The following is a 16,801-nucleotide window of genomic DNA, read 5'->3' on the forward strand; positions in this document are numbered from 1 at the left end:
CCTCAGACGTCATCAGGCTTGTGCCGGTATCGCGCCATAGGTGACGGCCCGATCACGCAACCAGCGCCGGTAGGAAACCGACACGGCATCGGCACGGATCGGGGTCTCGGCACGTGGATCGAGCGGCAGGCGCTTGGGTACCTGGTTCTCCAGGATCGGTTTGTCCTGGGCGAAGATCAATTGCATGAAGCTGCGCACCGTTGCCGCCTCCATGCCTTCCTTAAGATAGCAGAGGTAAGGATGCGCGATGCAGTTTTCCTCGTCCACCGGCTGCACGAACAGGGTAATGACGTCGAGCCGGTCCTTCTGGATCGGGTTGCTCTTGTAGAGAGCCACCGTGTAGGGCCGAATCACCTTGTAGATGTAGTCGACGACAAAGCCTTCCTTGGCGGTCGGCGAAGCCACCGGCTGATAGAATTTGCATTCGGTCGCCAGCACCTCGTCCTGCGCTGTGATCTCAACCTTGTAGGGCGCGACCTCGGTATGCGGCTCCTCGCCGAGCCAGCCGGTATGAATGAAGGGGAAATGCCCCATATCGAGAAAATTCTCGACCGCGCGGAGGCCCGACACCTTGACCGCGATCGAACCGCCGCTGACAAGATGCCGGTCTGCCTCATTGGCCTCGGGGATATAGATGATGTCGCGCCAGGGCTTTTCCAGACACGTCCAGATGAAGCCATAACGCTCGGCGCTTTTCAGCGTGGCGCCCGTATCGCTGCGAACGACTTCGATCTTGTTTGAACACTTGTGAACGGTGAGAGCGACCCCAAGCAGGCATGTGGCAAACCGCGTATCCTGGCTTAGCGATTCCTGATCCGCGACGATGTGCCAATCGTTCAAAAGCTCGCGGTCAACGCAACGGGTTGCCATCGGCTTCCCTCCCAACTCGGCTAGCCCTTCACCATGAACCTAGCCCGACGTTTCGGGATGACGAAACCACAAGATTGGATACCAATCAACATTTTTTTGTCGTCCAAAATCCTTTTTTGTGTTGACAGATTATGATGATTGAATTCCGATATGAGAAAGCTGAACCTGGGATATGTCGTGTCCTGACGAGGCATGTCGCCATCACGAAAGCCCGCTGATCATGTCGTCGAAATGGCGGAGAACCATGCCTTGAGCAGCCGTTCCCAGACCATCGCGGATACGCTGACCCGCGCCATCATCGACCATCGCCTCGTGCCCGGCTGCAAGCTCGGCGAACGCGAACTCTCCGAAATATTCAACGTGAGCCGCATCGTGGTGCGCCAGGCCCTGATCCGGCTCGCCGATGACGGGCTGGCCCAGATCGAACGCAACCGCGGTGCCTTCGTCGCCAAGCCGAGCATGCAGGAGGCGATGGAGATCTACGACGCGTTGACGCTCGTCGAACAGGGCGTCGCAGCACAGCTCAGCGATCGCCTCGGGCCGGCCGGCTGGGCCGAGCTGCGCCAGCATGTCGAGCGCCAGCGCCAAGCTGTTGCCGCGGGAAACGATGCGCTGGCCGACGTGCTTGGCCAAGAGTTCCATACCGTATTCGTACGCCTCAGCCGCAACAAGGTCATGCAGGAAATCCACGCGCAGCTGGTGCGCCGCACGACGCTGCTGCGCTCCCTCATTTCAGCCGATTTCGACTATTGCAATCTACTGGACGACCACTCGCGGGTCGTCGACCTGCTGGAGAAGGGCCGGCTGAAACCGGCCATGGACCTGATCGACACCCACCACCGCGCGGTGGTGCGCGGGTACATCATGGATCGCGCAGTGTTTCCAGAGATGACGCCTGCCGAAGCGCTGGCACCCTATCTCGACGGCAAGGCCGACGGCGCGACTGTGCCGCTGCGAAGATTGTCGAATGCATCCGGCGGCGGCGACGCGGCAACGCATCTCCACCTCCATATCCCCAGAACAGACCGGGCACCGACAAGCCGGGCATCAACAAAAAAGACCAACAGAGGGCTACCATCATGAAGAAACTGACGAGACGTGAATTCCTGAAACACAGCGGCGCGGCCGGCGCGGCTCTTGGCGCGGGAGCGCTGAGCACCATCGCACAGGCGCAGGAGGTGCTGAAGATCGGTGCCGTCTACGTCTCGCCGGTCGCCGAGATCGGCTGGACCAAGCAGCACAGCCTCGGCGTCGAGGCCATCAAGGCCGAATTCGGCGACAAGGTCGAGCTCACCGTCATCGACAACATCTTCATGCCGCAGGACGCCGAGCGGGTCTTCCGCGAACTGGCCAGCGCCGGCAACAGGCTGATCTTCGGCACAAGCTTTTCGCATGGAACGCCGATGCAGAAGGTGGCGCCGCGCTTTCCCAAGGTGGCGTTCGAACACTGCTCAGGCATCGTCCACCTAGCCAATCTGGGAACCTTCGAAGCGAAATATTACGAAGGCACCTTCGTCGCCGGCGCGGCGGGCGGCTACATGTCCAAATCGGGCAAGATCGGTTTCATCGGCGGCTTTCCGATCCCCGACATCGTCGGTCCGGCAAATGCGCTGCTGCTTGGCGCGCAGAGCGTCAATCCAAACGCGACCTGCAACACCATCTTCCTGAATTCCTGGTTCGACCCGGGCAAGGAGAAGGAGGCGGCCAAGACGCTGATCTCTCAAGGCTGCGACGTGGTCTGCTCGATGACGGACACCGCGACCGGCGTACAGGTCGCCGGCGAAGGTGGCGCCTGGTCGATCGGCTATGCCAGCGACATGTCGAAATTCGCCTCGGGCAAGCAGCTGACCTCTTTCGTTCTCGATTGGACCAGCGACTATGTCGGCGCAGCCAAGGCCGTGGCCGCCGGTACCTGGAAGCCGGAAGTACGCTGGGACGGATTGGCGGCCGGGGTGGTGAAAATGGCCCCCTACAATGAGGGTATCCCCGCCGATGCGCGCGCCAAGCTCAAGCAGCTCGAGGCCGACATCGGCAGCGGCAAGCTTCATCCCTACGCCGGGGAGCTGAAGGATCAGGACGGCAACGTCAAGGTTGCCGCCGGTTCGGTTCTGGCCGATGACGACATTCGCGGCATGAACTGGTTCGTGAAGGGGATGATCGGCAGGCTGAGCTGATCGCCGTAAAAGTGCCGGGAGACGCCCAAGTCCATATCTTCGGCGTCTCCTTGCCTGGTTCCCGTCCAACCTCGCTTCACGCCACGGCAGGACCCGCCATGCATCCGCGACTAGAACTGCGCAACATCTGCAAGCGTTATCCCGGCGTCGTCGCCAATGACGATGTGTCGCTGTCGATTCAACCCGGCGAGATCCATGCCGTGCTGGGCGAAAACGGCGCCGGCAAATCCACCCTGATGAAAATCATCTATGGGGCGACGCAAGCCGATTCCGGCGAGATCTTTTGCGATGGCAATCCGATCGCCACGCACACCCCGGCGATGTCGCGCGCGCTCGGCATCGAAATGGTCTACCAGCATTTCGCGCTGTTCGAATCCGTTTCGGTGGTCGAGAATATAGCGCTCTCGGCCAGCAGCGCGTACGACCTGCCCTCGCTCGCCGAGAAGATCCGCGATCTGTCACGCCGCTACGGCATGCCCATCGACCCGCATCGCCAGGTGCACGACCTGTCGGTCGGCGAGCGCCAGCGGGTCGAGATCGTGCGCTGCCTGCTCCAGTCGCCGAAACTGCTGATCCTCGACGAGCCGACCTCGGTGCTGACGCCGCAGGCGGTGGTGAAGCTGTTCGAGACGCTCCGCCAACTTGCCGCCGAGGGCTGCAGCATCGTCTATATCAGCCACAAGCTCGACGAGGTCCAGGAGCTCTGCGACACCGCCACCGTGCTGCGCAACGGCAAGGTCACCGGTACCGCGCGTCCGAAGGAGACGACGTCGCTGGAGCTTGCCCGCATGATGGTGGGTTCGAAGCTGCCTGAAATGCATGTCGGCCCGCCGACGCCAAGCGACAGACCGGTGCTCGAGGTCAACAGACTTACGGTGAAGTCCCGGGATCATTTCGGCGTCGACCTGAAGGACATTTCTTTCAAGGTGCATGGCGGCGAGATTGTCGGCCTGGCCGGGGTTTCCGGCAATGGCCAGGCCGAGCTGATCGCCTTGCTCAGCGGCGAGCGCACGCATGAGCGCAGCGACGCCATCCGGATTTGCGGAACCGGCGCAGCCCGCCTTCGCCCGCACGAGCGCCGCAAGCTCGGCGTCGCCTTCGTTCCCGAAGAGCGGCTCGGGCGCGGCGCCGTGCCCTCGCACACGCTGTGGGAGAATGCGGTGCTGACCGCGCACCGCTTCGGCACGGTGCGCAACGGGCTGGTCGACCGGCGCCGGGCCAAGGCGTTCGCCGCCGGCATAATCGATAGGTTCAAGGTCAAGGCCAACGGGCCGCAGGCGACCGCGCAAAGCCTGTCCGGCGGCAATCTGCAGAAATTCATCGTCGGGCGTGAGATCGCGCTCCAGCCGAAGCTCCTCCTGGTGTCTCAGCCGACCTGGGGGGTTGACGTCGGCGCGAGCGCCTTCATCCGGCAGACCATCGTCGATCTCAGCCGCGCCGGCGCGGCGGTGCTCGTCGTCTCCGAGGAACTCGACGAGTTGTTCGAGATCTGCGACCGGCTGCTGGTCATTTGCCAAGGGAAGGTTTCCCCACCGCTGGAGCGCAAGACGACCGATCGCGAGGAGATCGGACTTCTGATGACGGGCCGCGGCATGGGCGACGGCGCATTGGCGAACGGAGGTGGCAACAATGCGCTTCAGGATTGAACAAAGGCCGGAGCCCTCCTCGCTGATGCGCGTCGCCGCGCCGGCACTGGCGACGCTGTTGACCGTCGTCGTCGGATCGATTTTCTTCGCCTCCCTCGGACATGATCCGCTGGCGACCCTCCATGCCTTCTTCATCGAGCCGCTCTCTTCCATGAACGGCCTGTCCGAATGGCTGCTCAAGGCCTCGCCGCTGATCCTCATCGCTTGCGGGCTGGCGGTCGGCTTCCGCGCCAATGTCTGGAATATCGGCGCCGAGGGCCAGTTCACCATGGGGGCAATCGCGGCCAGCGGCGTGGGGCTTTTCTGGCCGAACCCCGAAAGCGTGCTGCTGTTGCCGCTGATGTTCATCGCCGGCATGGGCGCCGGCATGGCCTGGGCGGCAATCCCCGCCTTTCTGCGCGCCCGCATGAACACCAACGAGATCCTCGTCACGCTGATGATGACCTATATCGCGACGCTGTTCCTGTCCTATCTCGTGCACGGACCGTGGCGCGATCCGGCCGGCTTCAACTATCCGCAGACGGCACTTCTGCCGACGGCGGCCCTGTTCGAATCCTTTGACCCCGCCTATCGCCTCAACCCGTCGATATTCATCACGGTCGTCGCCGTGCTCCTGATATGGCTGTTCACCGACCGCAGCTTTCTCGGCTACAAGATGTCGGTGAGCGGGGCTGCACCGCTTGCCGCCCGCTATGCCGGCTTTCGCGAATCGGCTGCGGTCTGGATCGGACTGCTGGCGGGAGGTGCCGCGGCCGGCATCGCCGGAATGGCGGAAGCCGCCGGGCCGCTCGGGCAGCTCTCGCCGCAGATTTCGCCAGGCTACGGCTTCGCGGCCATCATCGTTGCCTTCGTCGGACGGCTGAACGCCTTCGGCATCGTGCTTGGCGGGCTGTTGATGTCGCTGCTTTTCCTCGGCGGCGAAGGTGTGCAGATGACGCTCGGCCTGCCTTCGGCCCTGACGCGGATCTTCCAGGGCATCCTGCTGTTCTTCCTGCTCGCCGCCGACTTCTTCATCTTCTATCGCGTTCGCCTGGTGCGACCCGTCCGGGACACGCATGCGCTGGAGACGGCACGATGAGCGGGTTTCGGATCGTGCGGGAGACAGCCTGATGGATCTGTTCATCGCCATCTTCACCGGCACCGTCATTGCCGCCACACCGCTGATATTCGCCGCGCTCGGCGAGCTCGTGGTAGAGAAGTCGGGTGTCCTCAATCTCGGCATCGAAGGCATGATGCTGATGGGCGCCGCATTGGCATTCTGGGCCGTCACCGCGGGCTATCCGATGCCTGTGGCGATCCTGGCCGGCGCGTTGGCGGGTGCGGCCGCCTCGCTGCTGTTCGGCGTTCTGGCGCTGACGTTCCTGACCAACCAATATGCAGCCGGCCTGGCGCTGGCGATCTTCGGTTCGGGCGTCTCCGCCTTCCTCGGGCGCGGCTTCGGCAGCGAGCCGATCGAGGCACTGCGCCGCCTCGACATCCCCGTTCTGTCCGATCTGCCGCTGATCGGTCCGCTACTGTTCCGCTTCGATCCGATGGTCTATCTGGCCCTGCTGATGTTCGTCGCCATCAGTTGGTTTCTCTACCGCACGAAAGCTGGCCTGGTGCTGCGCACGATCGGCGAGTCGCCGCAGACGTCGCATGCGATCGGCTATCCCGTGATCAGGATCCGCTACATGGCCGTGCTGTTCGGCGGGCTGATGGCAGGCCTGGCAGGCGCCTATTTGTCGGTCGCCTACACGCCGCTCTGGGTCGAGAACATGACTGCCGGCAAGGGTTGGATCGCGCTTGCGCTGGTGGTCTTCGCCACCTGGCGGCCGCTGCGCATCCTGCTTGGCGCGTGGCTGTTCGGCGGGATGACGATCCTTCAGTTGCAAGGTCAGGCGCTGGGGCTGGACGTGCCATCCGAACTGCTCTCGGCCCTGCCTTATCTCGCCACCATCATCGTTCTGGTGCTGATCTCACGAAACCGCCAGATGCTGGCCCTGCACTTCCCGGCCTCGCTGGCAAAACCCTTTCGCCCGACGAGTTGACCTTCTGCGAAATGCTACTTCCCTTGCTGGAGAAGGCTCAAGTCGATCTCGGTAATATGCCAGCGACCCAGATTGGCGGTATAGAGCTTGTCGCCCTTGAAGGCGATGTTGGTGGGGTGCGCCAGCGTGGTTGCGGCGGGATCCTCGATCAGCACTTCGAGACCTTTGTCCTTTTGCCAGCGATAAATACGGCTGGGCTCATAACATGAGATGAACAATGAGCCGTCAGGCGCAAAGGCCACTCCGTCCGGAACATTGTGCACGCCCTCGACGACGATCTCACGAGGCCCCGCCGATCCGTCAGCAAGGATCGGCACATAGCTGATGCAGGGTGCGTCGCTTTCCACGACATAGAGGCCGTTGCCGTCCGGCGCCATCGCCATGCCGTTGGCGAACGACATCGCCTCCCGGCACCACAGGCCGCCCTCGCCCGTCTTGAGATCGTAGCGGAAGATGCCCGAGCGATTGTCCTGGCCAACGCTGTCCGAAACGAGGAGCCAACCCCTCGCCTCGTCGACGATCGGGTAGTTCGGCACGCGAATGCCGGCCGACGCGAAGCGCTCCATGCGCGCTGTCGCGGCATCCCAGCGGAAAATCGCGGCATGCCTGAGGTCGCAGGCAAAGCAGTTTCCCGCGCTGTCGAAAGCGATGCCGAGCAGAAAACCGTCGGTGCCGCCCATGCGCTCGACCGAGCCGCCATCGGCGGCCAGCCGCAGCAGGTCGCCGGTTTCGGTGCCACACCAGATCGAGCCATCGCGGTGAACGGCCACGCCCTCCGGATGCGCGACGCGCGGGCTGGTGAAGATGCCGTCGAAGAAAACGCGCGCGGCTGACATGTCGAGCAACGGCTTGGCCATGGGATCTCAGCTTTCGACAAGCGCCGTCTGCGCGGCGATGCAGCGTTCGACCATCGCGCGGTCGGCTTCAAGAATCTCGGCGATCAGCGCGCCGCGCTCCTTGGCGCTGACGAACTCCAGACGGCGCAGACCGAGCGGGTCGATGCGGTTTCGCAAGATGGCGAGCGTGCTGTCGGAAGGCAGCGAGACCTCGCGGCAACAGGCGTCGAACGACACCGCAAATCCGGTGGCGTCACGGATCTGCTGCTGCGTAACGCCCGGCATGGTTTCGATGACGATCAATTCCCTCGAAGTCTCGTCGAGCCGGAAGACGCAGAGATCGGTGAAGACCAGCGCCCTGCCGGTGCGATAGCCCATCGGCTCGCGTTCGGCCGCCGTCAGCAACCCCCGGGCGGAACTGACGATCTCGACCTCGTCCACCAGCGACTGGATCGAGTGGCGGGGGATGTAGAGCAGGTAATCGCGGTGCATGTTGGCGACATCGGCCATGCCGCCTTGCCCCGGCAACCGGATGAGGCCGCCGCTTGGTTTGCGCAGTGCGATCGTGTTGACGCGGCCGCGCCGGTCGACCTGTGCCGCGCCGACGATCTCGTGCGTCACCGCGCCGGCCTGGTAATAGGTCGAGTAGGTATCGTCGCCGCCGGCATGCGCGACGGCCGTTTCGCAATCGAGGCTTTCGATCAGCGACAGGATCATCGGGCTCGGCGCGATGTCGAGATGGCCGCAGCTCATCGTCGCGATGATCATGTCCGGCGCGTGCGTTGCCTTGGCCAGCCGGTAGGCGACGTTGGCCAGCGGCGAGACCGCACCCGCGCTGGCGAAGCTCTCATTGGTGAGTTCGGCGGCGATGCGGGCGGCGATGATCTCGTCGACGGATGCTTTCTCTTCGGCGCGCGCAAGCGCCGGCATGGCAAGCACTGTGTCAGCTCGAACCTTCGCAGCTCTTTGCAACGGCTTCGGCACGCCCTCGGAAGGCGGGCGCAGATTGTCCGCCAAAGGCGTTTGCCGGTCGGCGAACGCCTCCGACAATCGCTGATAATCCGTGACGTAAAACGGCAGGCACGAGGCCGGATAGGCGCCGGCCGGCGCCAGCGCAATCGCCGAAACCTGGTTGCGGGTCAGCACGCTCTGGCGGCCGTCCTGGCGCAGCGTCCCGCCCGGCACGATTTCCTCGACCGTGACCAGCACCTTGCGCGCCGCACCCGCCATGGCGAAGTCCAGCGCGCGGGGCCCGATGATCTGCACATTGCCGCTTTCATCGGCGCGCTGGGCATGGACGACGAATGTGTCGAGCCGCAGCGGCGGGACGAATCCGTTTTCGGTACCGGCAATCGGATCAGGTCTGGCGCTCGCACCCGGCACGCGCGCCAGCATGCCCGATCCCAGCGGAAGCTGGAACGGCATCGAGGGCAGGTTCTGCTGCGCCGCCCGCAGCGCCTGGATCATGGCCAGCGCCGTCCAATCGCGAACCGGTATCGCGCCGCTTTCGGCGGCTGCGCGGAATTTTGGCGGCAAGCCGAAAATGTCGAGGCTGGAGAAACAGAGGTCGATCTCAGCCACGGCATGCGCTTCGAGCAGCAGTTCGAGGGGCAAGCCGCCGGCCCAGCAGATGTAATGCAGATCCTTGACGCCCGACCGGGCTATCGCACGCAGCAATGCGATCGGCAGCCGGGCGAAATGGTGGCCGCCGACACCAAACGATTCGCCATGGCCGACCATCGCGGCCAGTCCTTCGACATCCGTGAAGCGCGGCCGGTTCGGCTTGACCAGGGACATTGCGGCACGGTTCGTCACAGCGCGGATGCCTCGATGCGATAGCGGGTCACGAACTGTTTTTCAGGCGAGAATTCCTGCGCCGTCGCAATGCCGGATTGCGCGATCGGATTGTCGGCCAACGCTGTCGCCGGGCCGAGCCCGAAGGGCGAGCAGATCGGCTCGATGCCGATGGCGACATGGCGCCCGCTCCAGGGTGCTGCTTTGCGGCCACGATTGGAGTACCAGAGCAAAAGGCTCGGGAAATGCTCCTTCTGCCAGGAAAGTTTCACGCGGTACCCGTCCGCATGATTGGCGAGCGCCACCGTGCCATCCAGGCCCTCGATCTGCAACAATTCCTCCGTGTCGGCCACCAGCGGCGGTCGCGAAGCATCAGCCATGCCGCCCGCGCGGGCCGGTACGCTCGACAAGTCAGTGAAGGACGCGTTCCGGGCGAACAGTTCAGCGCTAGTTTCGACATCGTGTGGATAGGTGCGACCGTGATCGAAGGAACCAAGTTCCAGCGCGGCGGCGCCGATCTCCGCTGGCAGCCGGAACACCGGATGCAAGCCGATCGGCAATCGGCAGGCATGGCGAACGACGATCTTGAATTCAACGTCGACGGCTGGCATCGACGGATCGGGCGTCACCGTCCGCTCGACGCGCCCGACCGGGCTTCCGGCTGGATAGGCGAGTGTCAGTGACAACGACCCTTTGGCGCTCTCGCGCCATCGCCAGTCATGGTTGGAGCTATGGCCATGGGCTTCCTCGCCCTCCTCCGGCGAGCCCATCACCCGCGCCCAGTCCTCCGGCCACCCTTCGGCAGGCACAGAATAGCCGAAGGGCACGCAGGGCCATTCGCCGCGCAGCTTGCGCAGGATGCCTGGCAGCGCTTGCGCCTGCGGGTCGTTCGACCACGGCGCAATGTGCATCGGCGAAACCTGCCGACCGTCCTCCAGAATGAACGTAACCGGCGCCAGCATCGCGCCAAGCCGCTGGACAGTCAGCGCGCCATGCGCCCAGCCCAATCCGCGATAATCGTCGCCCGCGTTCACGGCCCGCCCTTCTTTGCCTTTGTCGTGCTCCGCTCGGCGAACTCCTTGACGCGCTGCTGGCCGATCTCGCTGCGATAGAGCTCACCCAATATGTCGCGCTCCATGGTGAGCCCATCGTCCAGATCACCGGACACGGCATGCGCCGTCAGCGCCTTCAGTCCCTCGATTGCGGCAGCAGGCTCGGCGGCGATCATTTCTGCCAGTTCCAGCGCGCGCGGCATCAGCCGGTCGACCTCGACGATCTCGTTGACCAGACCGGCAGCGACGAATTCCGAGGCCGGGACGATGGCGCCGGTCATCAGCAGGAAATTGGCGCGGTTGCGGCCGAGCTTGGCCACGCTGCGTTGCGTGCCGCCGCCGCCGGGGATCAGCCCGAGCTTGATTTCCGGCAGGCCGAGCTTGGCGAATTGGTTGGCGATGACGAGGTCGCAGCACAGCACCAGCTCCATGCCGCCGCCCAGCGCGAAGCCGTTGACCGCCGCGATCACCGGTTTGCGGTTGTTCTCGATGGCCGCGTACATGCGCATGCCGGCAGCTTGGAAAATGTCGAATTCCGGTCCGGTCTGGGCGGCGTATTCCTTGATGTCGGCGCCGGCCATGAAGCCGCGCCCTTCCCCTGTCACCACGATCGCCCCGATGCTTGCATCGCCGGATAGCGACTCGAAGGTTTCAGTGATCTCGCCTTGCATCAGCCGGTTCATGGCGTTGAGCTGATCGGCGCGGCGGAAGGTGACGATCGCGACGCGGCCCGCGGTTTCGACCGTGAGTGTCTGGTAGGCGCGCATCGTCAGGCGGCGTCCACGGTCATGTCACCGGACGCCTCCAATGCGGCGATCTCGTCCTTGGAGAGGCCGAACTCGGCCAGGATCTCGCGGCCGTGCTGGCCGACCAGCGGCGCCGGCCGTTCTATGGTCGCGGGCGTCTCGCTCATCTTGACCGCCGGGGCGACCACCTGCACCTTGCCGCCGCGCGGATGGTCGTAGCTGGTGATCATGCCCATGTGCTTGACCTGCGGGTCCTCAGCGGCGCGGCGGATATCCTTCACCTCGGCGCACCAGATGTCGGCTGCCAGCAGCCGCGCCAACAAATCCTGCGTGGCGAATTTCCTGGTCTCGGCATTCACCTTCTCGAAGACTTCATCGCGCTTGTCGAACAAAGTCTTGAGATCGTCGTAGACGGCAAGCTGCGGCGCCTCCAGCACCTCGTAGAGCGTCTTGAACGGGCTCATGGCGATCGACACGTAGCCGCCGTCGCTGGTCTCGTAGATGCCAAACGGCGCCTGCATGCCGGGATGGCCGATCCCGGAATTCGGCCGCACGAAGTCCTCACCAAGGTTGAGCACCGCGACATATTCCTGGTTGAGGTGCGCCAAGAGGCCGGCCAGCAGGTTGACCTCGATCTTCTGGCCCCTGCCGGTCTTCTCGCGATAATAGAGCGCCGACAGGATGCCGTAGACCATGTTCATGGCGCCGATCTGGTCAGCGAGGCCGGCGCCGGCGGGAACCGGGGCTTGATCGCCGCGGCCGGTGTTGGCGATCAGCCCTGCGAGCCCCTGGATCAGCATGTCCTGGCCGGGGCGCTCGACATAAGGCCCTTCCTCGCCATAGCCCGAGCCCGAGCAATAGATGATGCGCGGATTGACGGTCTTGAAATCCTCATAACCATAGCCGAGCTTGGCCAGCACGCCTGGGCGGAAGTTCTGCACCACCACGTCGGCGCTTTTCGCCATTTCCATGATGATGGCATGCACCTTGCGGCTCTTCAGGTTGAGCGCGATCGAACGCTTGTTGCGGTTCCAGGCGAGGAAGTTCGGGCTCTCCGAGCCGCCGACCCATTTGGCGAAGAAGGTCATGCCACGGAACATGTCGCCGGCGCCGGCGCGCTCGATCTTGATGACATCGGCGCCCATGTCGCCGAGCAGCTGGGTAGCGAACGGCCCCTGCAGCAGATGGCTGAAATCGAGGATGCGGACGCCTTCGAGGGCCTTGTTCATGTCATGTCTCGTTTCAAAATTTTCAAAGCAGTTCGGGAACGTAGCGCGGCGCCGCCGTCAGCCCGCCATCGACGCGCAGGTCGGTGCCGGTGGTGAAGCCGGCGGCATCGGAGGCAAGATAGACGGCGGCCTCGGCCACTTCCGAAGGCTCGCCGATACGGCCGAGCGGATGCATCTTGACCCAGGCCTTGGCAAGATTGCCGCCGATCTCCTTGATGAGTTTGTCGTTCATCGGCGTGTTGATGGTGCCCGGCGAGATCGAATTGACGCGGATGTTCAGCGGCCCGAATTCAACCGCCATCTGGCGTGTCATCGCCATGACCGCGCCCTTGGCACCGGCATAGGCGGTCCAGCCATCAAGCCCGATGTGGCCTTGCGCGGAGGCCATGTTGATGATCGAGCCCGATTTCTGCGCGATCATGTGCGGCAGCGCGTATTTACAGCCGCGAAACACGCTGGTCAGGTTGACTGCTATCAGCCGGTGCCACTGCTCGTCGGTCATCTCGTGCACCGGCATGCCGCCAATGGCAATGGCCGCGTTGTTGACGAGGATGTCGAGGCGTCCCGTCTTTTTGACGGCACTGTCGATGAGGCCTGAAATGTCGGCCTCCTGCGAAACGTCGCAATGCAGATAGTCGGCGCGGTGGCCGGCGGCGCGAAGTGCGGCCGCGAAATCCTCACCAGCGCTGTCGGCGATGTCGCCCAGGAAGACATGCGCCCCTTCGCGCGCCATCGCTTGCGTGATCGCGTGGCCGATCCCGTCGGCCGCACCAGTGATGACGGCGATTTTTGCTTCAAGACGAGCCATCTTCAGCCTCCATTCGCAAGCCGGCGTTTCGCTTCATCAAGGGCGACCGCGGCAATGATGATCATGCCGGTGATGACCAACTGCCACTCGGTCGGCAGGCCAAGTCCGCGCAGGCCGTTGGACAGGAATTGCAGGATCAGCACGCCCAGCGCCATGCCGGTCAGGCTGCCGATGCCCCCCGCAAGGCTGACCCCGCCGAGCACGGTGGCGGCAACCACCTGGAATTCGAAATTGAGCCCCGCCGTATGCTGTGCCGAGCCGACCCGCGCGGCCAGGATGATGCCGGCGACCGTCGCCAGCAGCGCGCTGATGATGAAGCAGATGAACTTGACCCGCCGCACGTCGTAGCCTGCAAGACGGGCCACTTCCTGATTGCCGCCGACGGCATAGATTTGCCGTCCGAACGGCCGGTGCTGCATCATGTAGGCGAAGGCGGCGAGCAGGACGATGGCGATGACGGCCGAATAGGGGATGACGTTGAACAGGCGGCCATCCGACAGCGCGATGAAGCTGTCGAGGCTGGCATCGTCAGGGATCGCCCGCTGACCAGTGTAGAGATAGACGCCGCCGCGCATGATGAACATCGTGCCCAGCGTCACGATCAGCGAGTTGATGCCGGCATAGGCGGTGAGATAGCCGTTGACGACACCGATGATCAGCCCGAACAACAGCGCGCCGCCGACGCCGAGCAGCAGCGAATTGGTGTCGTTCATGATGATGATCAGCGGCAGTGCAATGGTCGCCAGCAGCGATCCGATCGAAATATCGACCTCGCCGGAAATGAAGACGATGGCGCAGCCAATGCCGGCGGTGAGCGCGAGCGAGGCCTGGCCGAGCACATTGGTCATGTTGCGCACGGAGAAGAAATTCTCGACGGTAACGGAGAAGAAAGCCAGCACCAGCACGAGGCAGACCAGCAGCGCCAATTCCTGCCGGGCAAAGAGCCGCGCCAGCATGGACGGCCGGGCTTTCGCGGAGACTGTATTCACAACGCTCATGTCTTATCCGATCGCCGCATTGAGGATCTTCTCCTGCGTGGCTTCGTCGCGCGGCATGATCGCGGTCAGGCGGCCTTCGCACATCACCGCGACCCGGTCGGCAAGACCGAGCAGTTCCGGCATTTCCGACGTCATCATGATGACCGCCAGGCCTTCGCCGGCGAGCCGGTCGATCAAGGCGAATATCTCCGACTTGGCGCCGACATCGATGCCGCGGGTCGGCTCGTCGACGACGATGACCTTGAGGCCACGCATCAGCCAGCGCGAGATCAGCACCTTCTGCTGGTTACCGCCTGAGAGGTTTTTCACCTCTTGGAACAGGCTGGGCGTCTTGATGCGGAAGCGGTCGACGTAATCCTGCACTGCTTTGTGTTCCCTGGCCTTATCGACGAAGCCCATGCGGGCGAAGGCGCCGAGCGAGGCGAGGCTGGCATTCTGGTAGACAGGCAGCTCGCCCATCAGCCCTTCGCTCTTGCGGTCCTCGGTGAGCAGACCGATGCCTAACCTGACGCCGGTGCGCGTATCGTGCGGCGAGAGGCGCTGGCCGTCGACGGTGATCGTGCCCGAAGTAATCGGATCGTAACCGACGATCGCCTTGGCGAGCTCGGTGCGACCGGCGCCCATCAGCCCGAAGAAGCCGAGCACCTCGCCGGCGCGCGCCTCGAAGGACACGCCGTTGAGCTTCTTCGCCGTGCTGAGCTTGTCCACTGACAGGGCTACCTTGCTAGCCGGTGCGCCACGCTTGCGGGGAAACAGATTTTCGATGCGCCGGCCGATCATGTCCTGGATCAGCGTGTCGTTGGTGTGCTCGCCGATCGGCTTGGTCGAGATGTGGCGCCCGTCGCGCAGCACCGTCACCGTGTCGGCGATCTCGAACACTTCGTCGAGCTTGTGGCTGACATAGACCACCGCGATGCCGAGGCCGGCAAGCCGGCGGATGACGGTGAACAGCAGCGAAACCTCGTTCGGCGTCAGCGAGGATGTCGGCTCGTCCATCACCACCACACGGGCTTCATGAGCGAGCGCGCGGGCGATCTCGACCATCTGCTGCTGGCTGACCGGCAGCGAGCCGGTGCGCGCCGCCGGATCGACGTTGAAGCCGATGCGGTCGAAGAGCGCGGCTGAATCGGCGCGGATCTTCTTCCAGTCGATGGAGCCCGTCCTGCCGGTCGGATAGCCTTCCAGGAAGATGTTCTCGGCAACGGTGAATTCGGAGATCAGCGCGATCTCCTGGAACACGACCTTGATGCCTTGCTTCAAGCTGTCGCGCGGCGACTTGATGTCGACCTCGCGTCCGCGCATGCGAATGGAGCCGGCGTCCTTGCCGTAGACGCCGGCCATGATCTTGATCAGCGTTGACTTGCCGGCGCCGTTCTCGCCCATCAGCGCATGGATCTTGCCGGGCTCCAAGGTGAAGTCGACATTGTCGAGCGCCACGACGCCGGGAAAGCGCTTGCCGATGCCGCGCAGTTCCAGCGCCGGCACATCGGTATCGATGGCCGCGCCTTCGCCGGGATGCAGGAAATCAACGGACATTGGCTCTGTTCCGGATGATGTCGAGATAGGTTGCCAGGATGATGACGATGCCCGGCACCACCATCTGCAAATCCTGGTTCCAGCCGAGGATGATGATGCCGTTGTCGATCACCTTCAGCACCAGAACGCCAAGCAAGGTACCGAACAGCGAACCGCGGCCACCAAGCAGGCTGGTGCCGCCGAGGATGACGGCGGCAATCACCGTCAGCTCGAAGCCACGGCCGGCGGTAGGCTGGCCGGCATTCATCAGCGACGACAGGATCATGCCGGCAACACCGACGCACAGGCCGGTGACGACGAAGGCCAACAGCTTGAGCCGTTCCGAGCGAATGCCTGACAGGCGCACCGCCTTTTCGTTGGCGCCGACCGCGTAGAGGTAGCGGCCGAGCGTGGTGAAGCGCAGCGTCACATAGGCAACCACGAAGATCAGCGCCGCCAGGATTACGGGAACCGGCACGGGGCCGACATAACCGGCGCCGAGATCGGTGAAGTTTGCCAATTGGTTGTGGTTCTGCACCGCCTCGCGCGTGAAGAGATAGACGCCGCCCTGCAGCATCATCATCGTGCCGATGGTGGCGATCAGCGAATTCACCCTGAGCCTGGTGACGACCAGCCCGTTGAACAGGCCGACCCCGCCGGCAAAGGCGAGCGCCGCCAGCATGCCGAGCGTAAGACTATGGGTGGAATTGAGCACTGCCATGCCGATGCAGCCGACGAAGGCGAGCGACGCGCCGACCGACAAGTCGACCTCGGCGGTGATGATGAGCATGGTCATGCCCGAGGCGACGATCAGCACCAGAGCGCATTGGCGCAGGATGGCGATGATGTTGGCCTCCGAATAGAATTGCGGCGCCGCGATCGAGATGGCGATGCACAGCACGGCCAGGATTGCGCCCAGCACGAGCTGGCTGCTGCCCAGAAGGTTGCCGCCGATGAAACGCTTCGACGCGGAGGCCTGTGTAAGCTCGCTCATTTCAGTCCATTCCCGGCCGTTTGCCTGGTCCCTCTGGAACCTGTCGTGTCGAACCCGGCATTTGTCTTGGCCACCGAAAGGTCCTGGCCGCCTGCCCTTCCCGCAACAC

The 16,801-nt window shown here is 63.8% G+C and carries 15 protein-coding genes; 5 read left to right on the forward strand and 10 right to left on the reverse strand.

Annotated elements, in window-relative coordinates; all coding sequences use genetic code 11:
* Positions 1-12: 12 nt before the first annotated feature.
* Positions 13-870, reverse strand: a complete 858-nt coding sequence (locus FJ979_RS23350; RefSeq protein WP_140583936.1) for an aromatic ring-hydroxylating dioxygenase subunit alpha — start codon at positions 868-870, stop codon at positions 13-15.
* A 249-nt stretch (positions 871-1,119) separates the two neighbouring features.
* On the opposite strand from FJ979_RS23350, the gene FJ979_RS23355 reads away from it, so the two are divergent.
* The 5 genes from FJ979_RS23355 to FJ979_RS23375 all read left to right on the forward strand — a co-directional run bounded on the left by FJ979_RS23355 (position 1,120) and on the right by FJ979_RS23375 (position 6,720).
* Positions 1,120-1,953: a GntR family transcriptional regulator gene (locus FJ979_RS23355; RefSeq protein WP_140497518.1), complete on the forward strand. Its 834-nt coding sequence runs from the start codon at positions 1,120-1,122 to the stop codon at positions 1,951-1,953.
* On the forward strand, positions 1,950-3,044 hold the full coding sequence (locus tag FJ979_RS23360; RefSeq protein WP_140555643.1) for a BMP family ABC transporter substrate-binding protein: 1,095 nt from the start codon (positions 1,950-1,952) through the stop codon (positions 3,042-3,044). Before FJ979_RS23355 ends, FJ979_RS23360 begins: the two co-directional genes overlap by 4 nt.
* A 98-nt stretch (positions 3,045-3,142) precedes the next feature.
* Positions 3,143-4,690: an ABC transporter ATP-binding protein gene (locus FJ979_RS23365; RefSeq protein WP_140583937.1), complete on the forward strand. Its 1,548-nt coding sequence runs from the start codon at positions 3,143-3,145 to the stop codon at positions 4,688-4,690.
* On the forward strand, positions 4,674-5,768 hold the full coding sequence (locus FJ979_RS23370; protein ID WP_140583939.1) for an ABC transporter permease: 1,095 nt from the start codon (positions 4,674-4,676) through the stop codon (positions 5,766-5,768). Before FJ979_RS23365 ends, FJ979_RS23370 begins: the two co-directional genes overlap by 17 nt.
* A gap of 31 nt (positions 5,769-5,799) precedes the next feature.
* Positions 5,800-6,720, forward strand: a complete 921-nt coding sequence (locus FJ979_RS23375) for an ABC transporter permease (protein WP_140515241.1) — start codon at positions 5,800-5,802, stop codon at positions 6,718-6,720.
* 14 nt (positions 6,721-6,734) lie between these two features.
* Here the strand turns inward: FJ979_RS23375 and FJ979_RS23380 are convergent, their stop codons facing one another.
* From FJ979_RS23380 to FJ979_RS23420, 9 genes are read right to left on the reverse strand one after another with little or no spacing between them, the layout of a single operon-like run.
* Entirely contained in the window at positions 6,735-7,577 is an 843-nt protein-coding gene (locus FJ979_RS23380; RefSeq protein ID WP_140583941.1) for an SMP-30/gluconolactonase/LRE family protein, read from the reverse strand.
* 6 nt (positions 7,578-7,583) lie between these two features.
* A complete protein-coding gene (locus FJ979_RS23385; RefSeq protein WP_140583943.1) occupies positions 7,584-9,353 on the reverse strand; it encodes a CoA-transferase in 1,770 nt (589 codons plus the stop codon).
* Between the two features lie 14 nt (positions 9,354-9,367).
* Positions 9,368-10,384 (reverse strand): hypothetical protein, encoded by a 1,017-nt coding sequence (locus tag FJ979_RS23390; protein WP_140583945.1) that lies wholly within the window; start codon positions 10,382-10,384, stop codon positions 9,368-9,370.
* Positions 10,381-11,169, reverse strand: coding sequence for an enoyl-CoA hydratase/isomerase family protein (locus FJ979_RS23395; RefSeq protein ID WP_140497502.1), 789 nt, complete (start codon positions 11,167-11,169; stop codon positions 10,381-10,383). The genes FJ979_RS23390 and FJ979_RS23395 overlap by 4 nt, the downstream gene beginning before the upstream one ends.
* Positions 11,170-11,171: 2 nt before the next feature.
* Entirely contained in the window at positions 11,172-12,377 is a 1,206-nt protein-coding gene (locus FJ979_RS23400; RefSeq protein ID WP_140497499.1) for a CaiB/BaiF CoA-transferase family protein, read from the reverse strand.
* Between the two features lie 22 nt (positions 12,378-12,399).
* The gene (locus tag FJ979_RS23405) at positions 12,400-13,185 is read right to left on the reverse strand and encodes an SDR family oxidoreductase (protein ID WP_140497497.1); all 786 of its coding nucleotides are present in this window, start codon (positions 13,183-13,185) and stop codon (positions 12,400-12,402) included.
* Positions 13,186-13,187: 2 nt separating this feature from the next.
* Positions 13,188-14,183, reverse strand: a complete 996-nt coding sequence (locus FJ979_RS23410; RefSeq protein WP_140497495.1) for an ABC transporter permease — start codon at positions 14,181-14,183, stop codon at positions 13,188-13,190.
* Positions 14,184-14,186: 3 nt separating this feature from the next.
* Positions 14,187-15,719, reverse strand: coding sequence for a sugar ABC transporter ATP-binding protein (locus tag FJ979_RS23415; protein ID WP_140583946.1), 1,533 nt, complete (start codon positions 15,717-15,719; stop codon positions 14,187-14,189).
* Entirely contained in the window at positions 15,709-16,692 is a 984-nt protein-coding gene (locus tag FJ979_RS23420; RefSeq protein ID WP_140515234.1) for an ABC transporter permease, read from the reverse strand. The genes FJ979_RS23415 and FJ979_RS23420 overlap by 11 nt, the downstream gene beginning before the upstream one ends.
* Positions 16,693-16,801 lie beyond the last annotated feature (109 nt).

The sequence above is a fragment of the Mesorhizobium sp. B1-1-6 genome (assembly GCF_006443035.1).
In the GTDB taxonomy this organism is placed as follows: Bacteria; Pseudomonadota; Alphaproteobacteria; order Rhizobiales; family Rhizobiaceae; genus Mesorhizobium.